Source organism: Litoribacter populi (genome assembly GCF_007483685.1).
GTDB classification, from domain to species: Bacteria; Bacteroidota; Bacteroidia; order Cytophagales; family Cyclobacteriaceae; genus Litoribacter; species Litoribacter populi.
In genome coordinates this window covers 2,314,184-2,336,192 of record NZ_VMKN01000001.1, presented here as the reverse complement: position 1 = coordinate 2,336,192, position 22,009 = coordinate 2,314,184, and the positions used below count along the sequence as shown (strand labels likewise).

Sequence of the window (22,009 nt, the reverse complement as noted above, 5' to 3'; positions counted from 1 at the left end):
GAAAGAGCTTAAATCTGGCAAAGGAAGGGAGTGGATCCGGTATAACATTCTTCCCAATTATTTAATACTTACTAGAGAGCAAGATCATATCCATCCATTCTCATAAGATTTCATTACTCAATTTTTCAACAACCTATAGTCTACCAAAGCCTTTACCAAATAGTTTTTATATTTGCGCATATGGCTAAATCCATTCAAGAGGTCAAAGAAGAATTAATCGAGAGAATAAATAATATTGATAACCCCTATCTGCTCCATCAGCTGGTAACGATTACAAAAAGGGATAGGTCTGTCTTTGCATTAAAGCACTTTTCAGAAGAATTTCCACTATTATTAGAAAATGGCCTGTCTAGGGATTTGAGAATCAAAAAAAGAATCCCTGGTCCAAAGGACAATCCACTATCCGTCTATGACACCAAAGTGACGCCATACTTTTTCTTTATCAGCTTATTTATGCTGATGCTAATTGCTGCTATCCTAAACTCTATATCCCATACTGAGGAAAACTTATTTGTTGAAGTCTTTCAAGCCAAAACGGCATTAGTTTATTGGTTGGTTTGGCTTATTTACTTAGTAGATTTTGGACTTATTATTTTTCTGGCTCGAAAGCACCAACAAAAAATTGCCAGTGGTGAGTTTGTGTTCCGGGTATTTGCCCTTGCCTTCCCCCCACTTCGGATGGTTTCGAGGCATATTCAAAAAGTAGAATTAGTTTGGATTCCGTTTTTTGGTTGGAGCAAAAGCAATGAGGGACTGCTTAAACTTCTTAAAAGGAAGTTTTCCATTCCCATGATATTTATTGCATTGTTAATTTTACCTGTCTTGGTTGTGGAATGGAAATTTTACGATGAAGTATCCGCATTCCTTAACACAGATTTATCTTTTGTACTCGATATGGTACAAGCCTTTATCTGGATGGCCTTTGCATTTGAGTTTATCTTGATGATTTCAGTTTCCAATGAAAGATTAGAATATGTCAAAATCAATTGGATAGATGTGGTCATTATCCTTTTACCTTTCATTGCTTTTGTACGCTCTGTTCGACTTATAAAAGTAGCCCGATTGACTCAGTTGGCTAGGGGATACAAGCTCCGAGGAATTCTAATGAAAGCGAGACAAGGGTTTATTTTTGCGAGTTTCTTTTATCGGATTCTAACAATTAAACCCGGATATCAAATCAAGAATCTGAAGAAAAAACTTGATAAAAATCAATGGGAAAGGGAAGAGATTGAAGAGGAATTAATTGAGTTATATAAAGTTATAAAAGAAAAAAGAGCGTCCTGATTTCCGAACGCTCTTTCCTCCAATAGCCGGAAAGATTTAATTATTGTCTGGAATGGACAGCAATTTTATTGCCTTCTGTGTCCTGAAAGATTCCCATAAATCCGATATCAGGCGCAATTTCTTCCTTTTGGGTGAGTACTTTACCACCAGCCTCTTCCACTCGTCCCAATTCCATACTTACATCTTCGGAACTGAAATAAATTAGGCTTCCTTGATCGCTAGGCTCATAATATTCAACATGCTTTACCAAGCTTCCACCAGCGCCTTTTCCATTCTCGTCCCAAGGAAACCAAGCCATATCCAGATCCCCCATTTTGTTGCGTGAAAGCTCACAGTCAAATACCTCCTCGTAAAATTTCATGGCTCTTTCCATGTTATGGACAGGGATTTCAAACCAGCCTACAGTTACAGATTTCATAATTTCAAAGGGTTAAAAGTTCTTATAAAAATAACCATTTATTGGCACAATTGAAATAAAAAAAAGCGGGTCATAAACCCGCCATATTTTATTTTCGTATGATGGCTCTGCCAGCCAACTTGCCCGAATACTCTCCTTCATCAATGGCAAATTCCCCATTTACTAAGACATATCGCATGCCTCCTGAAAAGGCACTTGGATTATCGTAGTCTGCATTATTTTCCAGTTCATCAATTTTGAACAATATCAAATCAGCATAATAACCCTCTCTGACAAATCCCCGCTCCTTTAAGCCTAAAGTTTCAGCTGTTAGTCCTGAGGAGCTATGAATAGCAAACTCCAAAGGAATGACATTCTTTTCCAAACTGTATTCTACCAGCTTTTTGGTAAATGAACCATACTTTCTTGGGTGGGCTACCACGCCGTCCGAACCTGTCATCATCCAGGGTTGCTTCATGAAATTGATGATATCTTCTTCTTGCATGTTAAATGAAACTACGCGTACCGCAGAAGATTCCTTTAGAATCTTAAATGTAGCTTCCCAAGGTTCCAATTCCCACTCCTCGGCCATTCTCTCCAATGACTTTCCGTCTATTTCAGGATATTTCGCATCGCTAAGAATAAGAGAAGATGGTCCGCCTCTCCTCCTTATGTTTTCGGTCATGCCTTCGGCAAGCGTGTCAATTAAGCTAGAGTCATTGATCCTTTCCAACAAAGCTTTATACCCACCATCCTCGGCCCAACGGGGGACTACAGCAGCGATTAAACTGGTTCTACTTGCTTCATATGGGTATTGATTGGCAGTTACTTTTAATCCTGAAGATTGGGCAGCCTCGATTTTTTCAATTACCTGATCGCTCATCCCCCACACATCAGCACCTAAGGCTTTCAGATGGGAAAAATGGATCGGAATCCCACTTTCCCTTCCTATTTCCAAAGTCTCCTCTATTGAGTTTAACAAGCCGATGGAATAACTGCTTTCATCCCGCATATGGGTATCATAGATGCCTCCAAAATTATTGGCGACTTTGGCTAATGCTACCACTTCGTCTTTATTGGCAAAGCTTCCTGGGCTATAGAATAAGCCGGTAGAAAGCCCAATGGCGCCATCACCCATACCTTTTTCCACCAAAGCTTTCATTTCCTCGAGTTGGGCGTCGTTGGGAGCGATATCGTTATTACCTAACACTTGACGCCTAACGGTACCATGGCCTACAAATAGCCCAGCATTGGTTCCTATTCCATTTTGCTCCCATTCATCAAGTTTTTCACCGATTGGAAATGGTCCACTTCCATCATTCCCTCCGATAACAGTCGTGACTCCCTGCATAAGATAGGCCAGGTTGCTTTTTCTTTCAGGATGGCTCAGATCACCTTCCACATGGGTGTGGGGATCTATAAACCCAGGAGCTAACACCATTCCTTCAGCATCAATTTCTCTTTGAGCTGTGATTCCATTGGTTTGTTCTCCTACGAATACTATCCTATCCCCTTTTATACCAACATTCTTTACCTCGCTTGTCTCTCCGGAACCATCATAGACTGTAGCTCCTTTAATCAAAATATCAATTTCCTGAGCAGCAAGGTCACTTGCGAAAGCAACTGCCATTGCTACTAACGTGGCTCTAAATAACTTATTCATTGTATCCTTTCCTCTCTAGCTAAACTGGAAGTTTTTTCACTGCTGCTGTTGAACTCTGAAATGATTTGATAGGTGGTAGGGACGGATTTTTTCAACCTTTCCAAGGTTTCATCGGGGATGTTTGAATTATTAAAAGGAACCCTTTTCACGTATTGCTGAACCTCTCCGGCATTTCGGCCATACTTGAAATCATAAGGAAAACGCCCCTTTTCATCCACTTTGACATTTGGATTGTCAATATTGGGAACACTGATGTAAAACTCACTTTCTTCCATGTTCCCATCCAAATTGAAAAGATCTTGCTCATCCAAGAAGGCATAAAGCTCCTCTGCCACATTTATAGCTGGATCCACAATGGCAATGTTTTCAGCCATGAATTCTCGGTATACATATTCACCATTCTGCTGATATTCCCGCAATTCGTTAAGCACTTCCTCGATCTCTTGGGTCAAATATGGATAATGTGTACAACCTAACATCACCACTTTTAAAGGTTTGGGATCCTCAGCTTTTCTGATTTTCTCCATCATCGATACTAGGTGGTAACGAACATAGTTGTCCGAGCTGTTGATTTGTAAAACCTCACAGTCACCACCACTTTGGGCATCGCATAGCATTTTGTTATGGTCAAAATCAAAGTTATAGACATCCATTAAGGTTTGGTCAATTTTAAACTCATCATGGTCCAAAGAAGGTCCTCTATAATCGCCCCTTGGCCTTTCTAAGTCTCTATTGATATAGTCCGGCTCCTCATCGACTGCCTCGGCAATTCCATGTCCACCTTGATTGTAAACCTGGATATTACCCTTATACCCCATTTCTTCCATTTTCTTTAGTATGGTATTTTCATAACCTTTGGAAGCAATAGTACCGACTGTAGCAAAAACAGCAATAGAACCATCTTCATCCTCCTCAAAATGACTTAGGGCTCCTTTTGCCCCAGCGTCTATTACCCCAATAATTTTTAAGGGTAGTCCGGATTTTTGAATGAATGCCTCTATGTTTTCCTTGCCATACGCAGTAGCGGTATTGCAGGCAATTACCATGGCCTTTACCTGTTGTTTGTCTGTACTGTAATTTTCAGCATACTGATTTGGGTAGTATTTATCAGAAAGTAAAAATTGGGCATCTTTGAGGATATGCTCGATCAATAAATCAGTTTTGTTTTCCGCGTAATAATTACCGTAAGGCATATTAGCTTGATCGGCCAGATAGATGAATTTCTCGTTAGAAAAATCTGGAACCTCATCTGCTCCTACTTTCCGGCTTAAATTGTCATGTTCATCAAAATCCAAAAGTGAATTCAAAATGGTAAGCCCCCCAGTGCCAGAGTCAAATACTCCAATGGGCAAACTCTTGTCGCGGTGAGGATAATTCTCAAAATCAATATGGAAGAAGCTGTCTTCCTCTTCAAAAATTGCCTTTTCTATAGGGGTAAGTTCAGAACCTTCTCTAATTGTCTCCTGTTGTTGACAACCTTGAAATGCTAGTGCTGCTGCAATGCCAAGTAGCACTAAATTATGTTTTTTATTTTTGATCATGAGGCCACTCAGGGTTTAATGATATAATTTTCAATCAAATCGGCAATTGAGCGGAAATGCTCGCTGGGAGCACTGCCTTTTGGTTTGGAAGTTAGTACTACAATCATGTCCAGATCAGGAATCGTCATCATGTATTGACCTCCAAAACCAATAGCACAATAAGTAGGATACCCAGCTGCTTCAATTAACCACCAAAGATAACCATATCCGAGGATTTCAAATGGTCTTGAAATCCCTTGCGGTTCAACTTGATGGGAAATGCTTTTTTCAATCCAATCCTTGGAAATAATTTGTCTCCCATCATACATCCCATCATTTTTGACCATAACGCCAATTTTCGCAAAATCTATGGGTTTTAGATGAATGTTGTTTCCTCCTTCGTTGTATCCATTTGGATCTTCACTCCACTCCCCTGGCTGAATATCCATAGGCTCATATAAATACTTTATGGCAAAGTCATGTGCAGACGTACCTACCGCATGGGTTAATGCAGCCGCCAAAAGGTGGGTATCACCTGTGCTATAACCATAGTGTGTACCTGGATCAGCTTCCAGTTCTTGATCCAAGGCAAACTGTAACCAGTCTTCACTCGCTACCCAGGGGGCGTAATTGCTCAGGCTAGTTGGTTTAAGTCCGCTTTGCATCAACATCAAGTGGCGGATTGTAATTTCTTTCTTAGCGGGATCGATACTCTGATGATACAATTGGGGTAAAAAATCTATTATCGGTTGGTCAATTGATTTGATATAACCATTTTCGATGGCCAATCCAATCAATAAGTTCAAAACACTTTTTGACCCTGATTTAATATTGCTAAAATCATTTGGATCAAAGTTGTTGTAATACTCCTCAAAAATCACGGAGTCATTTTTCAATATTAAAAGGCTGTGGATTCTTTCCATTTTCCCAGCTCTTTCATTTATTTTATTTACCTGCTCAGGGGTAAAGCGGTTATTTTCAGAATATGGATTAAGAATTTGTCCTTTCAAATTACCCGCAAACAACATTAATATATATATGGCGATAATCTTTTTCATGCTTGAGGAATTAACATTTATGTATATCCGCTTTATGGGCAAAAGCTCCCATGTACTAATGGATAGATGGCTTAAAACAAGATCCGTGGCCACTTCGGTCATCGGTCTTCTGACTTCCGGCTGCTTAATCAAGGAATTTAATGGTTACTGACATTATTGTGGATAATCATATTAGTATAAGTGCCCCCGACCGGTCCTTTACGGCCAGGGGCTGAATTGTTAATTTAACACTACACCAATTCGCTTATGGTTATTGCTGGCTTCTACTTGTTCGTTACCTACTAGCTCCAAGACCAGAACAATTTGATCATCTTCTTCAAATTCAAGCCTTTCCACCACTACTTCTCCAAAGCTGCTATTCGCCTCAATTTCAAAGTAATCGTCATTAGGCAAAGTATAATGAGTTCCTTCTACTGCATTTGAAGCCTCTTGAGCTACCCTAAATTGAAGGTTCACTGGAGAATCAAGCTGACCGCCGAATAAATTGACCTGGTAACCGGCGTCCCCCAATGCCTGAGTAGGCAACAAGGGATAATCTCTTCCAGGCGCATTGTTTCGCACTACTGCTTCTTGAAATTCAATCCTCAGATCAGTGAAAAGATACCTCTCTTCATAATTTTCAAAGCAGGATGTAGTTAGGGTCATTAACCCCACCAACACCAATAATATATGTCTTTTCATGTTCAGTTTCATTTAATAACCTGGATTCTGTTCTAAGTTAGGATTGATGTCTACCTCACGGATAGGAATTCTGGCTAAAGTTCTAAAGTCCTCAAATGGAATCGTGCCAGACTCTTTTACAATATCCCTTCCATGACGCTTCAAGTCAAAAGACCTGTGACCTTCAAAGGCTAGCTCCACTCTTCTCTGTCGAAGGATTTCCTCAAAAAGTTCCTCGCCTAGAAGCTCCACATCATCGAGCCCAGCTCTGGTTCTGATTGTGTTCAGGTCGGCATTTGCCTCAGCATCTAAACCAAGCATAGCATAAGCTTCAGCTCTATTTAAATAAACCTCTGAGATTCTGATGACCGGTACATTGTCAAGGTTGTTGATACCTCCTCGGCTGAAGAACTTCGTGATTTCGTACTTGTCGCTGTTGTCACCTAACCCCATCCATACTAACTCCCTTCTCACATCTCCTTCGTCATACTGCGCTAAAAGATCCTCACTAAGTACAGCTAGACCTTGAGAAGTTGCCGTAGTGGCAGTTTCATTAAACCTTGTTGTGAAAGTAGCTCTTAAAGACTCATTTTGTCCAATGTTTTCATTCGTCATAAAAACCACTTCAAACATGGATTCAGGATGAACTTCTTGCCTCCAAGCGCTAATGTAATTGTCATTTGGCTGAAAGCTGCCAACCCCTGAGGACAAGGCATTTTCGGCTTCCGCAATCACTCTATCATAATCGCCGTTGTATAGTGCTACCCTAGTAAATAATGCCGAAGCAGCTCCAGAAGTAGCATAGTGAGGAGCTCTTGAATTTGGAGTATCTCCAAGTAAATTTTGAGCAGCCTCTAGGTTAGTGTATATGTAATCGTACACTTCACTGATTGGAGCTCTGGCTTCCAACTCTATCTCATTTGTTCCTCTTACTCCTTGAGTCATTAATGGAACACCTCCTCTATTTGAAGCTTCCACTATTGCAGTTGGGTCATAAGCATATGATCTCATGAGATCATGATAGTAAAGGGAAATAAGAAAACGCATTTGACCTTCTATCCTGTTTCTAAAATCGGGATTCACCTCGACTTCATTGAGTGCTCTAAGGATGAGGTTTGCCTCGTTTATCGCATAATAAGCCGATTGCCAATTGGACAAATGTGCTCCTGCCTGATTGTTGGCTTGACCAACTAGACGAATGCCTGTTCCTGCTGGTATGGAATTATCCGAAAGCACCTCTGGAACTGCAATCATGTCCCTTCCATATTGACTTACCAGCCTAAGACGAGAGTATACCGAATTACTGGCCGCTTCAATTGCCTCAGGGCTTGTCAATGCCTCTGTGGCATCGATGGATTGTTTGGGGTTTACTTCTATGAGCTCCTCGCAGGAGGTAGCGAATAGTAGTAAAGCCGAACTAAATATATATATGATTTTTCTCATAATGTCATTAATTAAAATCCTAACTGAACACCAAAAGTATAGCTTCTAGTCTGTGGCACCACACCTTGGTTGTTTGTGAAATTGCTACCATCAGAATAAAACTCAGGATCATATCCCGTCCATTCTGTCCACGTCAATAGGTTCATCGCTTGGGCATAAACTCTAGCATTGGTCAATCCGAATCTTCCCAAGAATTGTGGGCTGATATCGTAGCCAAGTGTAACTTGCTTAAGTCTGATGAATGAAGCATCTTCCAAGAATCTGCTTGATCTTCTGATGTAGCTATCACCGTTTACTTCAGCGCCACCTTGCATTGGTCTCGGGTGTGCAGTGACTTGTCCAGGCTCCTGCCATCTGTCTTCATAAACTCTCGCCAATGAATTTCTGATGTTGAACCCGTTTCTATACCAGCCTACGTTTGCCTGGTTATAGAATTCTCTACCCATATCGTATGTGAAGAATATATCCAGGTTGAATCCTTTATAGGTAAAGTTGTTACTCCATCCACCAAAATAACTGGACAGCTCGTTGCCGAATACAGCATAATCGCTTGGATTCAATGGATTATAGGTAATGTCTCCTTGCGCATCATACCACATTGGTCGACCAGTCGCCGAATTAACTCCTGCATATTGCGCTTCAAAATTGGTTCTTAGGGGATGGCCCACTCGTATAGATTGGTTACCAGGAAGTACATCTTGATCATCCAATAGTTGAGTCACCTTGTTGTCCAAGAAAGTAATATTAAATGCAGATTTCCATAAAAAATCCTGTCTTCTCACAATATCCGAAGCTATTTCAATTTCCACACCTTGATTGACCACTTCACCAATATTTGAACTTATGTTTCCATATCCACCTATCCAAGGAAGAGGTTGGTTCAAAAGAAGATTGGAACTGGTTCTATGAAAGACATCAATTGCACCATACAGCCTTCTTTCGAAGAAGGAGTAATCCACACCGATGTTTGAGGAAACGTTTCTTTCCCAACCTAGGTCCACGTTGGCTACTCCACTAGGCTGGATGCCAGGATTGCCACCATAATTACCAGCACCACCGTAAAGCCCTCTCGCAGCAAAATTACCCACTTGGTCATTACCGGTCTCACCATAACCTGCTCTCACTTTCAACTGGTCTAACCAGTTGTTGTCCTGAAGGAAACCTTCCTGGGACATATCCCAACCTGCTGAAATAGCAGGGAAGAAACCAAACTTGTTATTAGCACCAAACCTTGAAGAACCATCATATCTCATCGTTCCGCTTACGAAGAACTTTTTACGGAAATCATAATTGGCTTGGGTAAAGACCCCAAATCTTCTGAATCCGGTCCAAGTTCCGAAAGCCGTCAATGGCGTAGATGCGGATGACATTTTTCTAAACTGGTGAGTAGGAAAACCTTCAGCGGTAGATCCTTCTCTTTCCCTAATGTCACTTCTATATTCAACACCAAATAAAACAGACAAACTGTGACCACCGTCAAAAGTGGTGTTATAGTTCAAAGTTTGATTGGTGATGAAGTTGGTATTTTGCATGTTTTCTACTTGCAAAAAGCCTTGACGTCCATATCCACCCTCTGTCCTTGGGTCAATATAGAACTCCGAAGACATCAATCTGAAATCAATTCCGTAGAAAGACTTAAATGTCAAGTTGTCAAGAATTTTATAATTCAGACTGAAGTTACCGATAGCAGATCTACTTCTTGTTTGTGCTGTATTTAGCTCTGCTGTCTGAACAGGGTTGTACCTTAATGTACCTGGCAAACCTCCCAAAGGAGCATTCCACGAGCCATCATCCAAATAGAAAGGCTCTGTAGGGATAATCATTGGTGAAGCAAATTGAGGGGCTGCGAACAAACCTGTTGTCCCGACACCATCATTACCGTTTTGAACGATGGAGCTTAGATTCATATTCATATCCAAGGTAAGCCTTTCATTGGCCTTATGGGTAACACCCAATCTTGCTGTGGCTCTTTCAAAATCAATTCCTACTACATTTCCCTCATGTGTGTTATATGACCCCGACATGATAAAATTAGTACGGTCGTCTCCTCCAGAGGCTGAAAGTTCAATATTATCTACAACACCTGTTTTGAACCCGACATCCTGCCAATCATAAGTAGGCAACCCGGCAATCTGAGCATCAGTCAAATCAGGAGACAATCTTGACTCATTCAATACACCTCTACGAATGGTTTCTTGAGTTCTGCCTGGATACCTGTTGGCCATAGCTTCCATCCTAGAGTTGAGGTACTGCTGAGAGTTCATCATGTCCACTTTCGGCATTGGCTCGGTTACACCTTTATAGTAATTAAGGTTAAATCGAGTCTTACCGGCTTTACCTTTTTTGGTGGTGATCAAAACCACTCCATTGGCTGCTTGGGCACCATAAATGGAAGCTGCTGCTGCATCCTTAAGAATCTCCATAGACTCTATATCATTGGGATTCAAAAAGGAAAGCGGGTTGTTTTCAGTCCTGTTTGTGTTTTGGCTTTCAGCATTGATCTGAACACCATCCACAATATAGAGGGGCTGGTTACCTGCTGTGATGGAACCCTGACCACGGATATTAATATTTACTTGTCCGCCTGGAACCCCAGAAGAGGATTGCACCAAGACACCTGCTGCTCTACCTTGTAAGGCTTTGTCAAAAGACTGAACTGGCATGTTTTCAATTTCCGCTCCGCTCACCTGTACCATTGATCCGGTTATGGCTCTTTTTTCTTGAACTCCATAACCCGTAATCACAACTTCAGATAGATCTGATACATCTGGCGTCAAGGAAATATTAAACTCTGTTTGGTTACCTACCCTTACTTCTTCTGTTCGGTAGCCCATAAATCTAATTACCAACGTGGCGTTATCCGGGACGTCAAGGGTGAAATCACCATCTATCCCGGTTGATGTTCCGGTGGTTGTCCTTCTGACCATAATAGAAACACCCGGCATTGGCTCACCATTTTCATCGGTAACAACCCCTGTAATTGTCTGATCTTGATCAATTGCTTGGCTTTTGGGTTTTTGCGAAGGGTTAGAGGCTGTTACGATTGGTGAAGCTTCTAAAATGGCGATTTGTCTCCCTGAGATCTTGTAGGTTAGGGATCTTTCATTCAAAACTTCTTGAAGAATATCCTCTACATCACGGTTTTCAGCACTTAAATTTATTTTTTTGCCTTGATTTTTTTGAATCACGGCTTCCTTATAAAGGACCAGAAAATCACTGTTTTCCTCAATCTTCTCAAACAATTCAAAAAGAGATCCGTCTTGTATTTGTAGGCTGATGCGGTTGTTTTGGGAATAGCTCTCAGCAGCTACTCCAAATATGCCCACAAAAATAAATAAGAAAGTCAGTTTCATACATAGAAAGACTTTGTACCCCATCCCCGTGGGATACGGTTTTGAATAGATTTTTTTCATACTTTTGTATTGACTTTTGTTTACATAAGTTAATGTGCCTCAGTAAGTATTAATAGTACTTAAGGGGCGGTATACGGGATGTGTTGGCGCACATTCCGTGTACTTTTTTTAATCGGTTTCCATCATTTCATCAATAGATACCTCCTTTCGTTTTTAGTGAATTTTAATGAGGTTGTCGCTGTTAGAATTTCCAGCACCTCTTCTAAATCTTGTTTTAAGTCCAATTTTCCTGTAAAAGTCTCCTCACCAATCGATGGGTCCGCGAGCTCAATTTTTACATTGTAAAACTTTTGCAGCTTTTGCGATATTTGGTTTAGGTTACTTTTTCTTAACTTCATATACCCCTCTTTCCAAGCTACATAATATTCAATGTCCACAGGCTTGACTCTTAACTCCCCAGTTGAGGGACCAAAGACAGCACGTTCGTGGGGCTTTAGTACTTGCTTCTTCTTGTTAAAAAGTGATTTTTTGTCCACAGTCAATTCCACGCTACCAGTAACCAATACAGCTGAAACGGTAGGCTCATTGGCATAAGAGGAAAGGTTAAAGGAGGTGCCCAAAACTTTGAGATCCATGTTTTTACTTTGAACCAAAAAAGGTCTGGATGCATCAGGGGCAACTTCAAAAAATGCCTCCCCTTCTATATATAACTTTCTTTCCTTCTGACTGAAGGCAACTGGATAAATTAACTTTGAACCAGAATTGACCCATACTCGAGTGCCATCTTCCAAGGTGACCTTGCTTTTCTTTCCATAAGGCACAATTAAAGTATTGTATTCACTTGAAGTTTGAGTTGACTTTTCTTGGTTGATACTGATTTGCCCTTTATCCGAATAATCGAGATCAGATTCGTCATTTTCCAATAACAAGGTCTCACTTTCCGAAAGAATCAACTGGGTTTCTGTAACCAATTCAACATCACTTAGGTCTGCAAGTGATTCCATGGAATCCATATTTTCGAAAATAAACTGATAGGTGAAAAATGCCATCAGCAAGCTTACAGAAGCTGCCAGTCCAAGTTTCATCCAGGGGAATTGATTTTTGGCTGGATTATCCAATTTGCTTTCAATCCCTTCCCATATCACTTGTTTCCTATATGCAGAAACTTTTGACTTACGGAAAATCTTGATTATTTCCGATAGGTGTTTTTCAAAAAATCCATCGGGCTCATTAAAGCCATTTTTCTGATCCTTGTCTTGCATTCTCTATTTGCTTCTTTTACTAATAGAGGGAGCATCAACATTCTTATAGACAAGAATTCACATTTATTTTTAAAATACTTTTCTGGAATTAAAACAGGAGAGGTAAAAATGACTGCAGGACTTTGCTAAGAGAGCTTTTTTGAAGGGTGGGGTTTTGAAGAATTTGCATTTCCTGCAATTCTTCTCGTAGATTTTTGGAAGTTCTGTACATTAAGGTCCGGCAGGAGGAAACTGACATTTGCATAATATCCGCTATGTCATCATAGTTCATATTCTTTACAAATTTCAAAAAAATGATTTCCTTTTGGCGTGCTGATAATTTCTCCATTGCCAATTTTAACTTGAGCAATATCCTCTCGTCGGTTTCTTCACTGATCAACTCTTTCTCAAGACTTTCTTCAGCTTTCAAGTCCAATTTCTCAATCTTGAGGCTGAAGGCTTTGAATTTTTGGATATTGGCCAGAAGTTTTCTCCTTAAACAGGAAATCAAATATGCCTTTGGATTTACGGTTGGTGATAGATTCTCCCGATAATGGTGTAGATCCACAAAAACATCCTGAATGGCATCTTCCACCAAATTAAGGTCTTGGCACATACAGCAACCATAATGATGTAGATCATCAAAGTATAATTCATAAATATCCTTCAAAGCACTTCGCTTACCCTCACGAAGCCCTCTCCACATATTTTGCTGTTGTGCAGAATTGACCATTCCTTATTTTGACCTAATTAAAATATCCTTTAACTGAAAGTTATCAAATTGTTAAACCTTTAAATTTAGATCTTTAAACTTAAGCCCCAAACCAATTATGAAATAAAATGACAAACGGTAAAACTTGATAAATAAAAAAAAGGACACCGTGTTAGATGTCCTTCTTTCAAATAGTTTCTTATTTCTCTAGCAGCGGTGATTTATAATAATTGATCCCCATGGCGTCCCAGCGTTTCATGTGAGTTCGGAGCCGATTTTTATAATTATCAAATTTTCTGAGACTTTGCGGAGTCCACCCGATTTCGGCGAGGGCGGTAATTCGAGGGAAAACCATATATTCGATATCATCACGGTTTTCAACGCTCTCTGTCCATAATGGAGCTTCCACGCCTAAAATAAGTTCTTTTCCAACGCCTTCCACTAATTGAGTCGGATTCCAGTTATAAGATTGGTCTATCTCAATTAAGCCTGCCCAAGTGTGGCCAATCCTCGTGGTGGTGTCGTATTTCATGTCCAAGTAGATATGCTTGGATGGTGACATGATGATCTTGTTGCCTTGGTCGGCAGCAAGTTTGATATTCTTTTCCTTTGCCCAAAACTGAGCAATGGTCCCCTCCTCTAAATCAGCATGTGCTATTTCATCCCAACCAATGCTAGTTTTGCCATACTTAGTTACAAGAGCTTGCGCCCTTTCAATAAATGGCTTATAATCCTCCAGTTCCGTAACCAAGGATTCATCCCCGCCAATGTGAAAATATGGTCCCGGTGTAATTTCGGCAATTTCACGAATCACATCCTCTATAAATTCATAAGTAATTTCCTTTTTGGTATCTAATGTACTGAATCCTACCTTGATCCCTGTATACAAATCACTGGCATTGGAATCCTCTCCATCCACTCCAAGGGCTTTCCTATCCACAGGAACCCTTCCGGTTTCCGGTAGCTCCACGCCTGGATTAAACTCTCCGTATGAGGCTAGAACTGCATTGGTATGTCCTGGCATGTCGATCTCAGGAATCACAGTAATGAACTTTGAAGCGGCATACGCCACAATATCCTTATAATCTTCTTGCGTATAATAACCGCCATCGCCACCACCAACTTGGGTGCTTCCGCCAATTTTGGTAAGGTTCGGCCAAGATTTGATCTCAATTCTCCATCCCTGATCATCGGAAAGGTGTAAATGCAATTTATTGACCTTGTATTTTGCCACTTGGTCAATGAGACTTTTTACATCCTCAACTGGAAAAAAATGTCTGGAAACATCCAGCATCACACCTCTGTATTCATACTCGGGCTTGTCGTTAATCTTTCCCGCAGGAATGGAAAACCCATTGCCTCTTCCCTTTTCAGCATCAGCAGGTAATAATTGTCTTATTGTCTGGAAGGCATAAAATAAACCCTGACCGTCGGCTGCAGTCACTTTTATCCCATTGGGATTAATGTTCAATTCATAGCTTTCCGCAGCTCTACTATCATCCATGGAAATTTGAATCTTTCCATTTTCTTTCTGATCTAATTTAATTCCCATAGATTTTTGAGCAAAATCTTTGAAAAAGTCAAGTGCATAATTCAAATCATCAGCTTCTCCAATCAACTGGTAACCCGTACCCTCTTTAAAGGTAAATACACCCTCTCCCTCAGTCACCTCCAAAGGCTTAGGAATTATGCTATGCTCTGATAATTTAAGCTCCTCTTTATCTTTAGGCAAGCCTATAAAACCTACCATGCAAAGTGAAGCCATGGCTAGGAAAAATTTCAATCCATTCATAAGTTTTTTAATTGATTACCTAAACTTAATTAATTTTTTTATAAAAGTATGCTTTAAACTTTTCTTAATCCACTTTATCTAAAAGCAACTTTATCATTTCCTCAGCAGCCACTCTGCTTTTTTCTTCCAAGAAATCACGCGGAGTATTGTCTCCAATTTCATAGACAAGTGACTCTGCTCCAAAAGTTATATAGAAATAATTGCGGGATACCAAAGTGGGCTCCATCTTATTATTTGGGCTTATATTGGGCTCATAACCAGGGATGGCAGACTGAATGTTCACTAACCATTCGGATACCATTCCCGGAATATTTCCTGTTTGGTAATCATCTCCAACTGTGTAATAAATGTCATCCCAAGTGGAGTGAAAATCTATCCCGAAATAAAATGTAGCGTCGTTTTCCTCTGCTTTTTTATGCATAAACTCTTTAACAGCTCTTGTTTCAGGTTGATGAAAATCTGCCCAATCCCGATTCAAATCCACTCCATGCATATTGTGACGCCAATGCCCATTATCCACCCCATCAGGATTCACCATAGGAACCACCAGGATGGTGAAGTTTTCCCTAAACCTTTCAGATAGTTCTGAATCATTTGTCAAAGTTTCTACAAATGACTGCATGGCCAATTGTCCGGTGACCTCTGGCGGGTGTTGTCTAGCGATCACCATCACGAGTTTATCATTCTGGGGTTTACCGATGGTCAAAGCGGAAATCTCACGTCCCTCTAGACTTTCTCCGATTTTCTCATGCTGGACAAATGGCTTGGAGCTGATTAGGTCTGCCCAGGCTTTCACTCTTTTGGAATCATGGATCTCTTGTCCAGCCACCCAAGTGGTATCCTTAGTAACGTTTAGTTTTAAAGTAGCAGCCTCAGGACGGTTTCTGAAGTTGAAGTTTTTCAAACTATCGGGCACCAGAAAATTAGCAGAATCCAGGGGAGACCAGAAGTTGCCGTCATAGCTTATTTTGGGATAATACCGGTGTTTGCTTCCGGCTTGATAGGTCAAACGCACATAAATATCCTTCTCCTCTTTCCCCCAAATCTGAAAGGCATACCAGGGACTTTCATTTATTGGTGTGTTTTCGGCAGTAATTAATGCTACCAAAGTGCTATCATTTTCCTGAAACATTCCATTGAGGCTACCCATGGGAAAATCATTGCTTACCGTTACCCCCATTTTCTCAAATTCATATTGCCCGCGCCATTGCTTTTGCACCGGTCGCGACATGGTAACCGTGCGAACCGAATCTGGAACTTCTGGTAAAACAGTTGTTTGAGCATGGCTTTGAAAGGAAAGAATGAGAAGTAAAGGCAGAAAATATCTTTTCATATCAAGTAGGTTAATAGACATATCAGGAAGACCGAAAAAAGGCAACATTCTTAGCAGATAAAACTTTTATTAAAAATAGCACATTAAAAAAATCAAAAGTAGTAGACCCAGTTCTATCTGGTAGATTAAATGACCCTCGGTACTAATATGGGATAAATGGCAAGGATAAAAAAGTGTCCGAGAAGCCATTTAAAATGTCCGCTGTCGTACATTAGAATAAGCGCTTTCACCTCATAATGAGCAGAATAAAGGTTTTTACGGTTCGGCATAGCTTTTATATTAATACGGTTATCTACCTTTATTTATCCTGTTATGAAAGCCTCTACTATTATTATATTCTATATGGTGTTTTTCATCAACCCTATCATGGGGGAAGCCAAGATTAACACTCAAATCTCCGGACAAGTTTTAGATTCACAGGGAGAAGCCCTTCCTTTCGCCAACGTGGCCTTAGTGGAAAAGGAAAGTGAAAAACTCATTACCGGAACCGTATCTGAAGACGATGGAAAATTCGATTTTTCTACCTCCCAAAAGGGGATTTTTCAGCTTAAGATTACCTCAATAGGTTTTCAGCCCTATCTTTCCGAACCGTTTGAAATTGAAAATGACGGGGCCAGGGATTTCGGGACAATAGTCTTGGAAGAGGAAATGGCCGACCTTGGGGAGGTGACTGTTCGATCATCCCGACCTTCAGTGATCATACAAGCGGATAAGACCATTGTGAATGTAGAAGGAACTGTAATGGCGGAAGGTAGCACAGCTCTCGATGTTATCGGCCGCTCGCCTGGCGTTTATGTAGACAGCGATGGCAATATCAACCTCAACGGGCGCTCTGGCGTAATTGTGCTGATCGATGACCGGCAAACTTACATGAGTGCAGCAGACCTAGCTAATTTTTTACGTTCAATGCCTGCCGACAATATCAAAAGCATAGAAGTAATCAATAATCCTAGCTCTAGGTATGATGCCGAAGGATCTGGTGGAGTGCTCAACATCAAACTCAAAAAGAACACCATGAACGGGGTAAACGGCAGCGTACAAATGGGTCATCAATACAATGGAATGCACGCCCCTTTTGCTGGTGCAACTGTAAATGTTCGGTCAGGTAAATGGACCACACATGCCAATCTAAACTATAATGAATGGGCTCGAATAATTGACTTGGACATTTATAGAAGATTCCAGGTTGATGGCGGTACGTCTAATTTTGACCAAGAGGCCAACATCAACATACGCAGGAGAACACTATTTTTTAATGGGGGCGCTGATTACCAAATCAACGACAAGCATTCTGTGGGCGTGAATATACAAGCTTCCAAATCAGATGGACCCGACCGGGGCATTTCCCTTACCAATATCAGCAATCCTATCTCATCGGACCTCAATTTCTTGGAGGCCATCAACAATAACAATACACACAGCCAGCGAATATTTACTAATTTTCATTATATCGGTAACCTAGATACGCTCGGCACCAAGATCACGTCTGATTTTGACATCACCCGTATGGAAACAGGCAGCCTCGGATATTTAGATAATTTTTATTGGTTAAATGAAAGGATAAACCTGGAATCCGACCGCATTAGAACTGAAAACGACATGCTCTATACTATTTATACCGGCAAAGTGGATTTCACCAAAGCTTTTAAGAATGGTAATGTGGTAGAAACGGGAGTAAAAGGCAGCTTTGTAAGGTCCGATAACAACCTTGACATTCAGCGAGGAGTGACCGGAGAGCCCCTCCAACCCGACCCAAACAGCAACATGTTTATTTACCATGAAAATGTATTGGCCGGATATGTAAATTATAAAGGCAAGTTCAGCGAGAAGTTTGAATATCAAGCAGGCTTGAGAGGGGAACACTCCGACATCACGGGCAACTCAGTCACCATGAATCAGGTCAATGAGCAACGGTATTTTGACCTTTTCCCAAGTGCTTATTTGAAGCAAAACGTGAGCGAAAATTATAATATCGTTTACAATTATAACAGACGCATTACCCGCCCAAATTACAGGTTGCTCAATCCATTCGTCTTCTACGTCGATCCATTGACTACTGAGCGTGGAAATCCAAACCTGCAACCTCAATATGCGCAAAACTTTGAAATGAGCCACAACATCAAAAGTGCTTATCAGATCACTTTGGCTTATGCAAGGATCACCAATTCCTTCAACCAGATCATGTCCCAAAATGAAGAAACCCGGGAGTCTGTGTTCCAAGTTCAAAACCTTGACCGAGCAGATAATTTTAGCTTACGGTTTACCCTTCCATTTGAGCTAACCGAGTGGTGGAGCACCAACAATATGCTTCAAATATACTATAATCGCTTCCAATCTCCTCTTGGTGATGAAATGCTGGACATGGAGCAATGGTCCGGCATGGTTAGATCACAGCACAACATTACTTTGCCGAAGGGCTTTAAAGTAGAACTTATGGGTTTATACCTGTCACCATTTCTTGAAGGTCAGGCCAGAATCAGAGGGGTAGGTTGGGTAGACGCGGGTGTGACCAAATCCTTCAAGGACGACAAAATCAGTTTAACGGTAAACGCTACCGACATTTTCAGAACTCAGGTTTTCCGTGTCGATGTTCTATTTGACCAGATAGACACCTCCGTCCAACAATACAACAGCAACCAGGCTATCAGATTTACCCTACGTTATAAGTTCAACAGAGGTGAAAACTTCAATGTCCGCAGCCGCTCCGGCAGCACGGAGGAACAGAAGAGGCTGGATTAAAAGTAAAAAGTGAGAAGTAAGAAGTAAGAAGTTTCACCTTTTACTTCTTACCTTTTACTTCTCACTTACTACCCACAAAAAACTCTGCGACCCTTGTGGCTCTGCGGTTACTAAGTCTCTACTTAATATCAACTTTGTAAACCCTAAAAAAGTCCTCCTCCTTCTCAGCGTTTGGCTCGCCCATGAACCAAAGTTGGTCATTTCTTACAATGAACTGACGGTTATTTAGTTTAGTGGGCACTTCCATGTTTTTAAGGGGCTCCAAATCTGCATTCATGATATGAAGCCTAGCAGGGTATTTTGCCCCCAACTCATCTAACTGCTTATTCCGCTTTTGTTCATCTGATTCACTTTTTAACCTTTCACTATCAACTTCATTAAAACTTGGCAGATAACTTAAGATCAAATAATCGCCATACTTTTTCAAACTAATAATTTTTCCAGCTTCTATATTTATTCTGATCATATCTGGATGCAAATCATTAAAAGAAACCCCTGGATCTTGTTTGAATCCTTCCAGCTCCAAATCAGCTGATTTAAGTAATGTATATGGTGGATAAGCTTCATACACATGTAGTCTAGCATCCTTTCCCACCACCATGTAGATTTTCCCATCTTCATAATGCATTGCTGGAATCATATCCGGAAGTTCATGCCCTTTCCCATTTTTAAAAATACTGTTCTCCTCGAGGTTCATAAAATGTGTATTGGACATGGAGTTTACATCTAACCAATTTAGAAGCTTAAAATTTTCATAGTATTCCGGGGTATTTCTGGGATGTTCACTCCAAGCTTGCAGACCGACCGACAAAATGCTGTCCTCTCCTACTTGGTAAAACTCCCATTCAGCTGTACTTCTCCCCATATAGCTGACCGGTTGCTCATAGGTATTTTTGCTCACTAAGCTACCTTCAATGTCATACTCGAAAATCCCATTGTAAGTAAGTATGTTGAAATTCCCTTTCGAATTGAACTTCCCAGGTGTGGTCGGAAAATTTCCAAAACTGTCAGGCCCATCCCCCGTTTTATTGAAAGTGTTTATTTTTTCACCCTCCCAGTCAGTTACTATGAAATCCCGCGTTTGAAAATCAAATAACAGCATGCGCTCATTTTCGGGATCAATATCCATCAAAACCAACTGCCCCATATGCTCAATTTGCACGGAGTCCTGGATTGTTAATCCCAATTCTCTATCAGTTGTAGACTCCTCCGTGGGGCCAGAACAGGCCATTAAAAACCCCATAAGGGAATAAAGATATCGTTTCATAGTAAAAAAGGTTAGTTAAATAATATTTAAAACTAATGATTAAATATTAAATTTAAAATATTTCCTAGACCACTTATAAAAAAAATCCTGCAAAGAAAATAAGGTTCTTTGCAGGATTATTAATTCACTTCAAAATATCAACTAAAAACCGTCTGATGTTATTTCCTTTTCGACCGTTTCCCCGTATTTTTCCGCAATTGTTCTAATATCCTCAGCCTTTCCAATTAAAAGCAACTGCAGGTTTTCCTTCGGAAAATACTCGGCAATTATTTGTTGGGCTTTTTGGGTATCTAGCTCTTCTACATTCGCTTGAAACGTATTGATATAATTTTCATCAAACCCATACCAAAACATCTGGGTCAATAGGGTCGCTAATTGACGGGATGTCTCATAATTTGGAGGGAATTGACCCTTGACATAATTTTTTGCAGAGGTAAGAGTTTCTTCATCTATGCCTTCCGTATGCATTCTTTCATATACCTGCAAAGCCCTATCTATGGTTTCTTCAGTGTTTTCGGTAGCAGTAAAGGTTGAAATGGCAAAAGTCCCAGCATGCTTCATAGGAGTAAACCTGCTGTTGGCCCCGTAAGTCAACCCCGTATTCACCCGCAACTCATCATTGAGCCAAGAGGTAAATCGACCGCCCAAAACCGTGTTGACCACCTGGATGGCCACATAATCTTGGTTGTCTCTTTTCACTCCTTTTCCTCCAATCAGAAAGGTAGTTTCCCTGGCATCTCCCTTGTTGACCAACATGACCTTGCTGGATTCCAAAGCCAATTCAGGCTCTCCAAAACCCTCTGTAATTTGATCTCCTTCATTTTCCCACTCAGAGAACATTTCCTCAATTTTAGATTTCATATCGGCAACTGAGAAATCACCCACAAGTGCAATCGCTGAACTACCCGGCTGATAATAGTTGCTATAGAACTCTTTTAAATCCGAAGTATTGAAAGACTCCACAGATGTTACAGTTCCTCGTGATGGATTTCCATAAGGGTGATTGGCAAAAATAAACCTGTCCCAATACGAACCGATTACAGAACGAGGGCTCTCCCTGTCCCGCTCCAAATTGGAAATCATCCTCTTTCTTTCCTTTTCAACCTCCTCTTCCTCAAAAACAGGAGCAGTAATCACATCTTTCAGAATAGGAAGAACAGTATCCATGTCCTTTGTGGCAAATCTTGCCGATACTTGCGCATACTCCTTCGTGGAAGATGAATTGATGTTAGCACCAATAAAGTCCAGCGCCTCCTCAATATCAGATTTGGTATAATTCTCCGTTCCAAACTGTAAAGCGGTTGCCGTCAAAAAAGACAACCCGGATTTTTCTCCGTCCTGAATGGCTCCGGCAGGGATTATAGCCGCAAAACTTATTGTCGGAACTTCGGATTGTTGCATCAGATAAACGGTCAGCCCATTTTCCAAGGTGAATTTCTCGTAGTCCGGAAGCTTAAAGGTCCCGGCAGTTTGCGCAAAGGTCAATTGGGATATCATCCCTAAGGCCAACATCAGCGCACTTACTCTATATATAATATGTCTCATAA

General features: G+C 40.7%; 15 protein-coding genes. 2 read left to right on the top strand and 13 right to left on the bottom strand.

The window, feature by feature from the left end:
* Positions 1–180 precede the first annotated feature (180 nt).
* On the top strand, positions 181–1,284 hold the full coding sequence (locus FPL27_RS10075; RefSeq protein ID WP_143960977.1) for a hypothetical protein: 1,104 nt from the start codon (positions 181–183) through the stop codon (positions 1,282–1,284).
* Positions 1,285–1,324: 40 nt separating this feature from the next.
* Here the strand turns inward: FPL27_RS10075 and FPL27_RS10070 are convergent, their stop codons facing one another.
* The 11 genes from FPL27_RS10070 to FPL27_RS10020 form a co-directional block, all read right to left on the bottom strand.
* The gene (locus FPL27_RS10070) at positions 1,325–1,702 is read right to left on the bottom strand and encodes a VOC family protein (RefSeq protein WP_143960976.1); all 378 of its coding nucleotides are present in this window, start codon (positions 1,700–1,702) and stop codon (positions 1,325–1,327) included.
* An 88-nt stretch (positions 1,703–1,790) separates the two neighbouring features.
* Positions 1,791–3,344, bottom strand: coding sequence for an N-acyl-D-amino-acid deacylase family protein (locus FPL27_RS10065; RefSeq protein WP_143960975.1), 1,554 nt, complete (start codon positions 3,342–3,344; stop codon positions 1,791–1,793).
* Positions 3,341–4,885: a glutamate racemase gene (locus FPL27_RS10060; protein WP_143960974.1), complete on the bottom strand. Its 1,545-nt coding sequence runs from the start codon at positions 4,883–4,885 to the stop codon at positions 3,341–3,343. The genes FPL27_RS10065 and FPL27_RS10060 overlap by 4 nt, the downstream gene beginning before the upstream one ends.
* Positions 4,886–4,893: 8 nt before the next feature.
* Positions 4,894–5,922, bottom strand: coding sequence for a serine hydrolase domain-containing protein (locus FPL27_RS10055; RefSeq protein WP_185974337.1), 1,029 nt, complete (start codon positions 5,920–5,922; stop codon positions 4,894–4,896).
* 219 nt (positions 5,923–6,141) lie between these two features.
* A complete protein-coding gene (locus FPL27_RS10050; protein WP_185974336.1) occupies positions 6,142–6,603 on the bottom strand; it encodes a hypothetical protein in 462 nt (153 codons plus the stop codon).
* 12 nt (positions 6,604–6,615) lie between these two features.
* Positions 6,616–8,025 carry a RagB/SusD family nutrient uptake outer membrane protein gene (locus FPL27_RS10045; RefSeq protein ID WP_143960971.1) on the bottom strand — a complete coding sequence of 470 codons (1,410 nt, stop codon included), beginning with the start codon at positions 8,023–8,025 and terminating at the stop codon, positions 6,616–6,618.
* Positions 8,026–8,036: 11 nt separating this feature from the next.
* Entirely contained in the window at positions 8,037–11,378 is a 3,342-nt protein-coding gene (locus FPL27_RS10040; protein WP_221936594.1) for a SusC/RagA family TonB-linked outer membrane protein, read from the bottom strand.
* 182 nt (positions 11,379–11,560) lie between these two features.
* On the bottom strand, positions 11,561–12,640 hold the full coding sequence (locus tag FPL27_RS10035; protein ID WP_143960969.1) for a FecR family protein: 1,080 nt from the start codon (positions 12,638–12,640) through the stop codon (positions 11,561–11,563).
* Positions 12,641–12,728: 88 nt separating this feature from the next.
* Positions 12,729–13,352, bottom strand: coding sequence for an RNA polymerase sigma factor (locus tag FPL27_RS10030; RefSeq protein WP_143960968.1), 624 nt, complete (start codon positions 13,350–13,352; stop codon positions 12,729–12,731).
* Between the two features lie 178 nt (positions 13,353–13,530).
* Complete coding sequence (locus FPL27_RS10025; protein ID WP_221936593.1) at positions 13,531–15,123, bottom strand: beta-N-acetylhexosaminidase; 1,593 nt, start codon at positions 15,121–15,123, stop codon at positions 13,531–13,533.
* Between the two features lie 64 nt (positions 15,124–15,187).
* The gene (locus tag FPL27_RS10020; protein WP_185974335.1) at positions 15,188–16,456 is read right to left on the bottom strand and encodes a M14 family metallopeptidase; all 1,269 of its coding nucleotides are present in this window, start codon (positions 16,454–16,456) and stop codon (positions 15,188–15,190) included.
* A gap of 312 nt (positions 16,457–16,768) precedes the next feature.
* On the opposite strand from FPL27_RS10020, the gene FPL27_RS10015 reads away from it, so the two are divergent.
* Positions 16,769–19,195, top strand: a complete 2,427-nt coding sequence (locus FPL27_RS10015) for an outer membrane beta-barrel family protein (protein ID WP_143960966.1) — start codon at positions 16,769–16,771, stop codon at positions 19,193–19,195.
* A gap of 118 nt (positions 19,196–19,313) precedes the next feature.
* Here FPL27_RS10015 and FPL27_RS10010 read toward each other — a convergent pair whose 3' ends face one another.
* Entirely contained in the window at positions 19,314–20,462 is a 1,149-nt protein-coding gene (locus tag FPL27_RS10010) for a hypothetical protein (protein WP_143960965.1), read from the bottom strand.
* Positions 20,463–20,603: 141 nt separating this feature from the next.
* A complete protein-coding gene (locus FPL27_RS10005; RefSeq protein ID WP_221936592.1) occupies positions 20,604–22,007 on the bottom strand; it encodes a M16 family metallopeptidase in 1,404 nt (467 codons plus the stop codon).
* Positions 22,008–22,009: the final 2 nt, after the last annotated feature.

Coding starts and splice junctions, on each gene's coding strand:
- FPL27_RS10040 (WP_221936594.1), bottom strand. CDS start 11,378: ATGAAACTGACTTTCTTATTTATTTTTGTGGGCATATTTGGAGTAGCT.
- FPL27_RS10075 (WP_143960977.1), top strand. CDS start 181: ATGGCTAAATCCATTCAAGAGGTCAAAGAAGAATTAATCGAGAGAATA.
- FPL27_RS10005 (WP_221936592.1), bottom strand. CDS start 22,007: ATGAGACATATTATATATAGAGTAAGTGCGCTGATGTTGGCCTTAGGG.
- FPL27_RS10015 (WP_143960966.1), top strand. CDS start 16,769: ATGAAAGCCTCTACTATTATTATATTCTATATGGTGTTTTTCATCAAC.
- FPL27_RS10010 (WP_143960965.1), bottom strand. CDS start 20,462: ATGAAACGATATCTTTATTCCCTTATGGGGTTTTTAATGGCCTGTTCT.
- FPL27_RS10060 (WP_143960974.1), bottom strand. CDS start 4,885: ATGATCAAAAATAAAAAACATAATTTAGTGCTACTTGGCATTGCAGCA.
- FPL27_RS10050 (WP_185974336.1), bottom strand. CDS start 6,603: ATGAAAAGACATATATTATTGGTGTTGGTGGGGTTAATGACCCTAACT.
- FPL27_RS10025 (WP_221936593.1), bottom strand. CDS start 15,123: ATGAATGGATTGAAATTTTTCCTAGCCATGGCTTCACTTTGCATGGTA.
- FPL27_RS10030 (WP_143960968.1), bottom strand. CDS start 13,352: ATGGTCAATTCTGCACAACAGCAAAATATGTGGAGAGGGCTTCGTGAG.
- FPL27_RS10020 (WP_185974335.1), bottom strand. CDS start 16,456: ATGAAAAGATATTTTCTGCCTTTACTTCTCATTCTTTCCTTTCAAAGC.
- FPL27_RS10065 (WP_143960975.1), bottom strand. CDS start 3,344: ATGAATAAGTTATTTAGAGCCACGTTAGTAGCAATGGCAGTTGCTTTC.
- FPL27_RS10055 (WP_185974337.1), bottom strand. CDS start 5,922: ATGAAAAAGATTATCGCCATATATATATTAATGTTGTTTGCGGGTAAT.
- FPL27_RS10070 (WP_143960976.1), bottom strand. CDS start 1,702: ATGAAATCTGTAACTGTAGGCTGGTTTGAAATCCCTGTCCATAACATG.
- FPL27_RS10035 (WP_143960969.1), bottom strand. CDS start 12,640: ATGCAAGACAAGGATCAGAAAAATGGCTTTAATGAGCCCGATGGATTT.
- FPL27_RS10045 (WP_143960971.1), bottom strand. CDS start 8,025: ATGAGAAAAATCATATATATATTTAGTTCGGCTTTACTACTATTCGCT.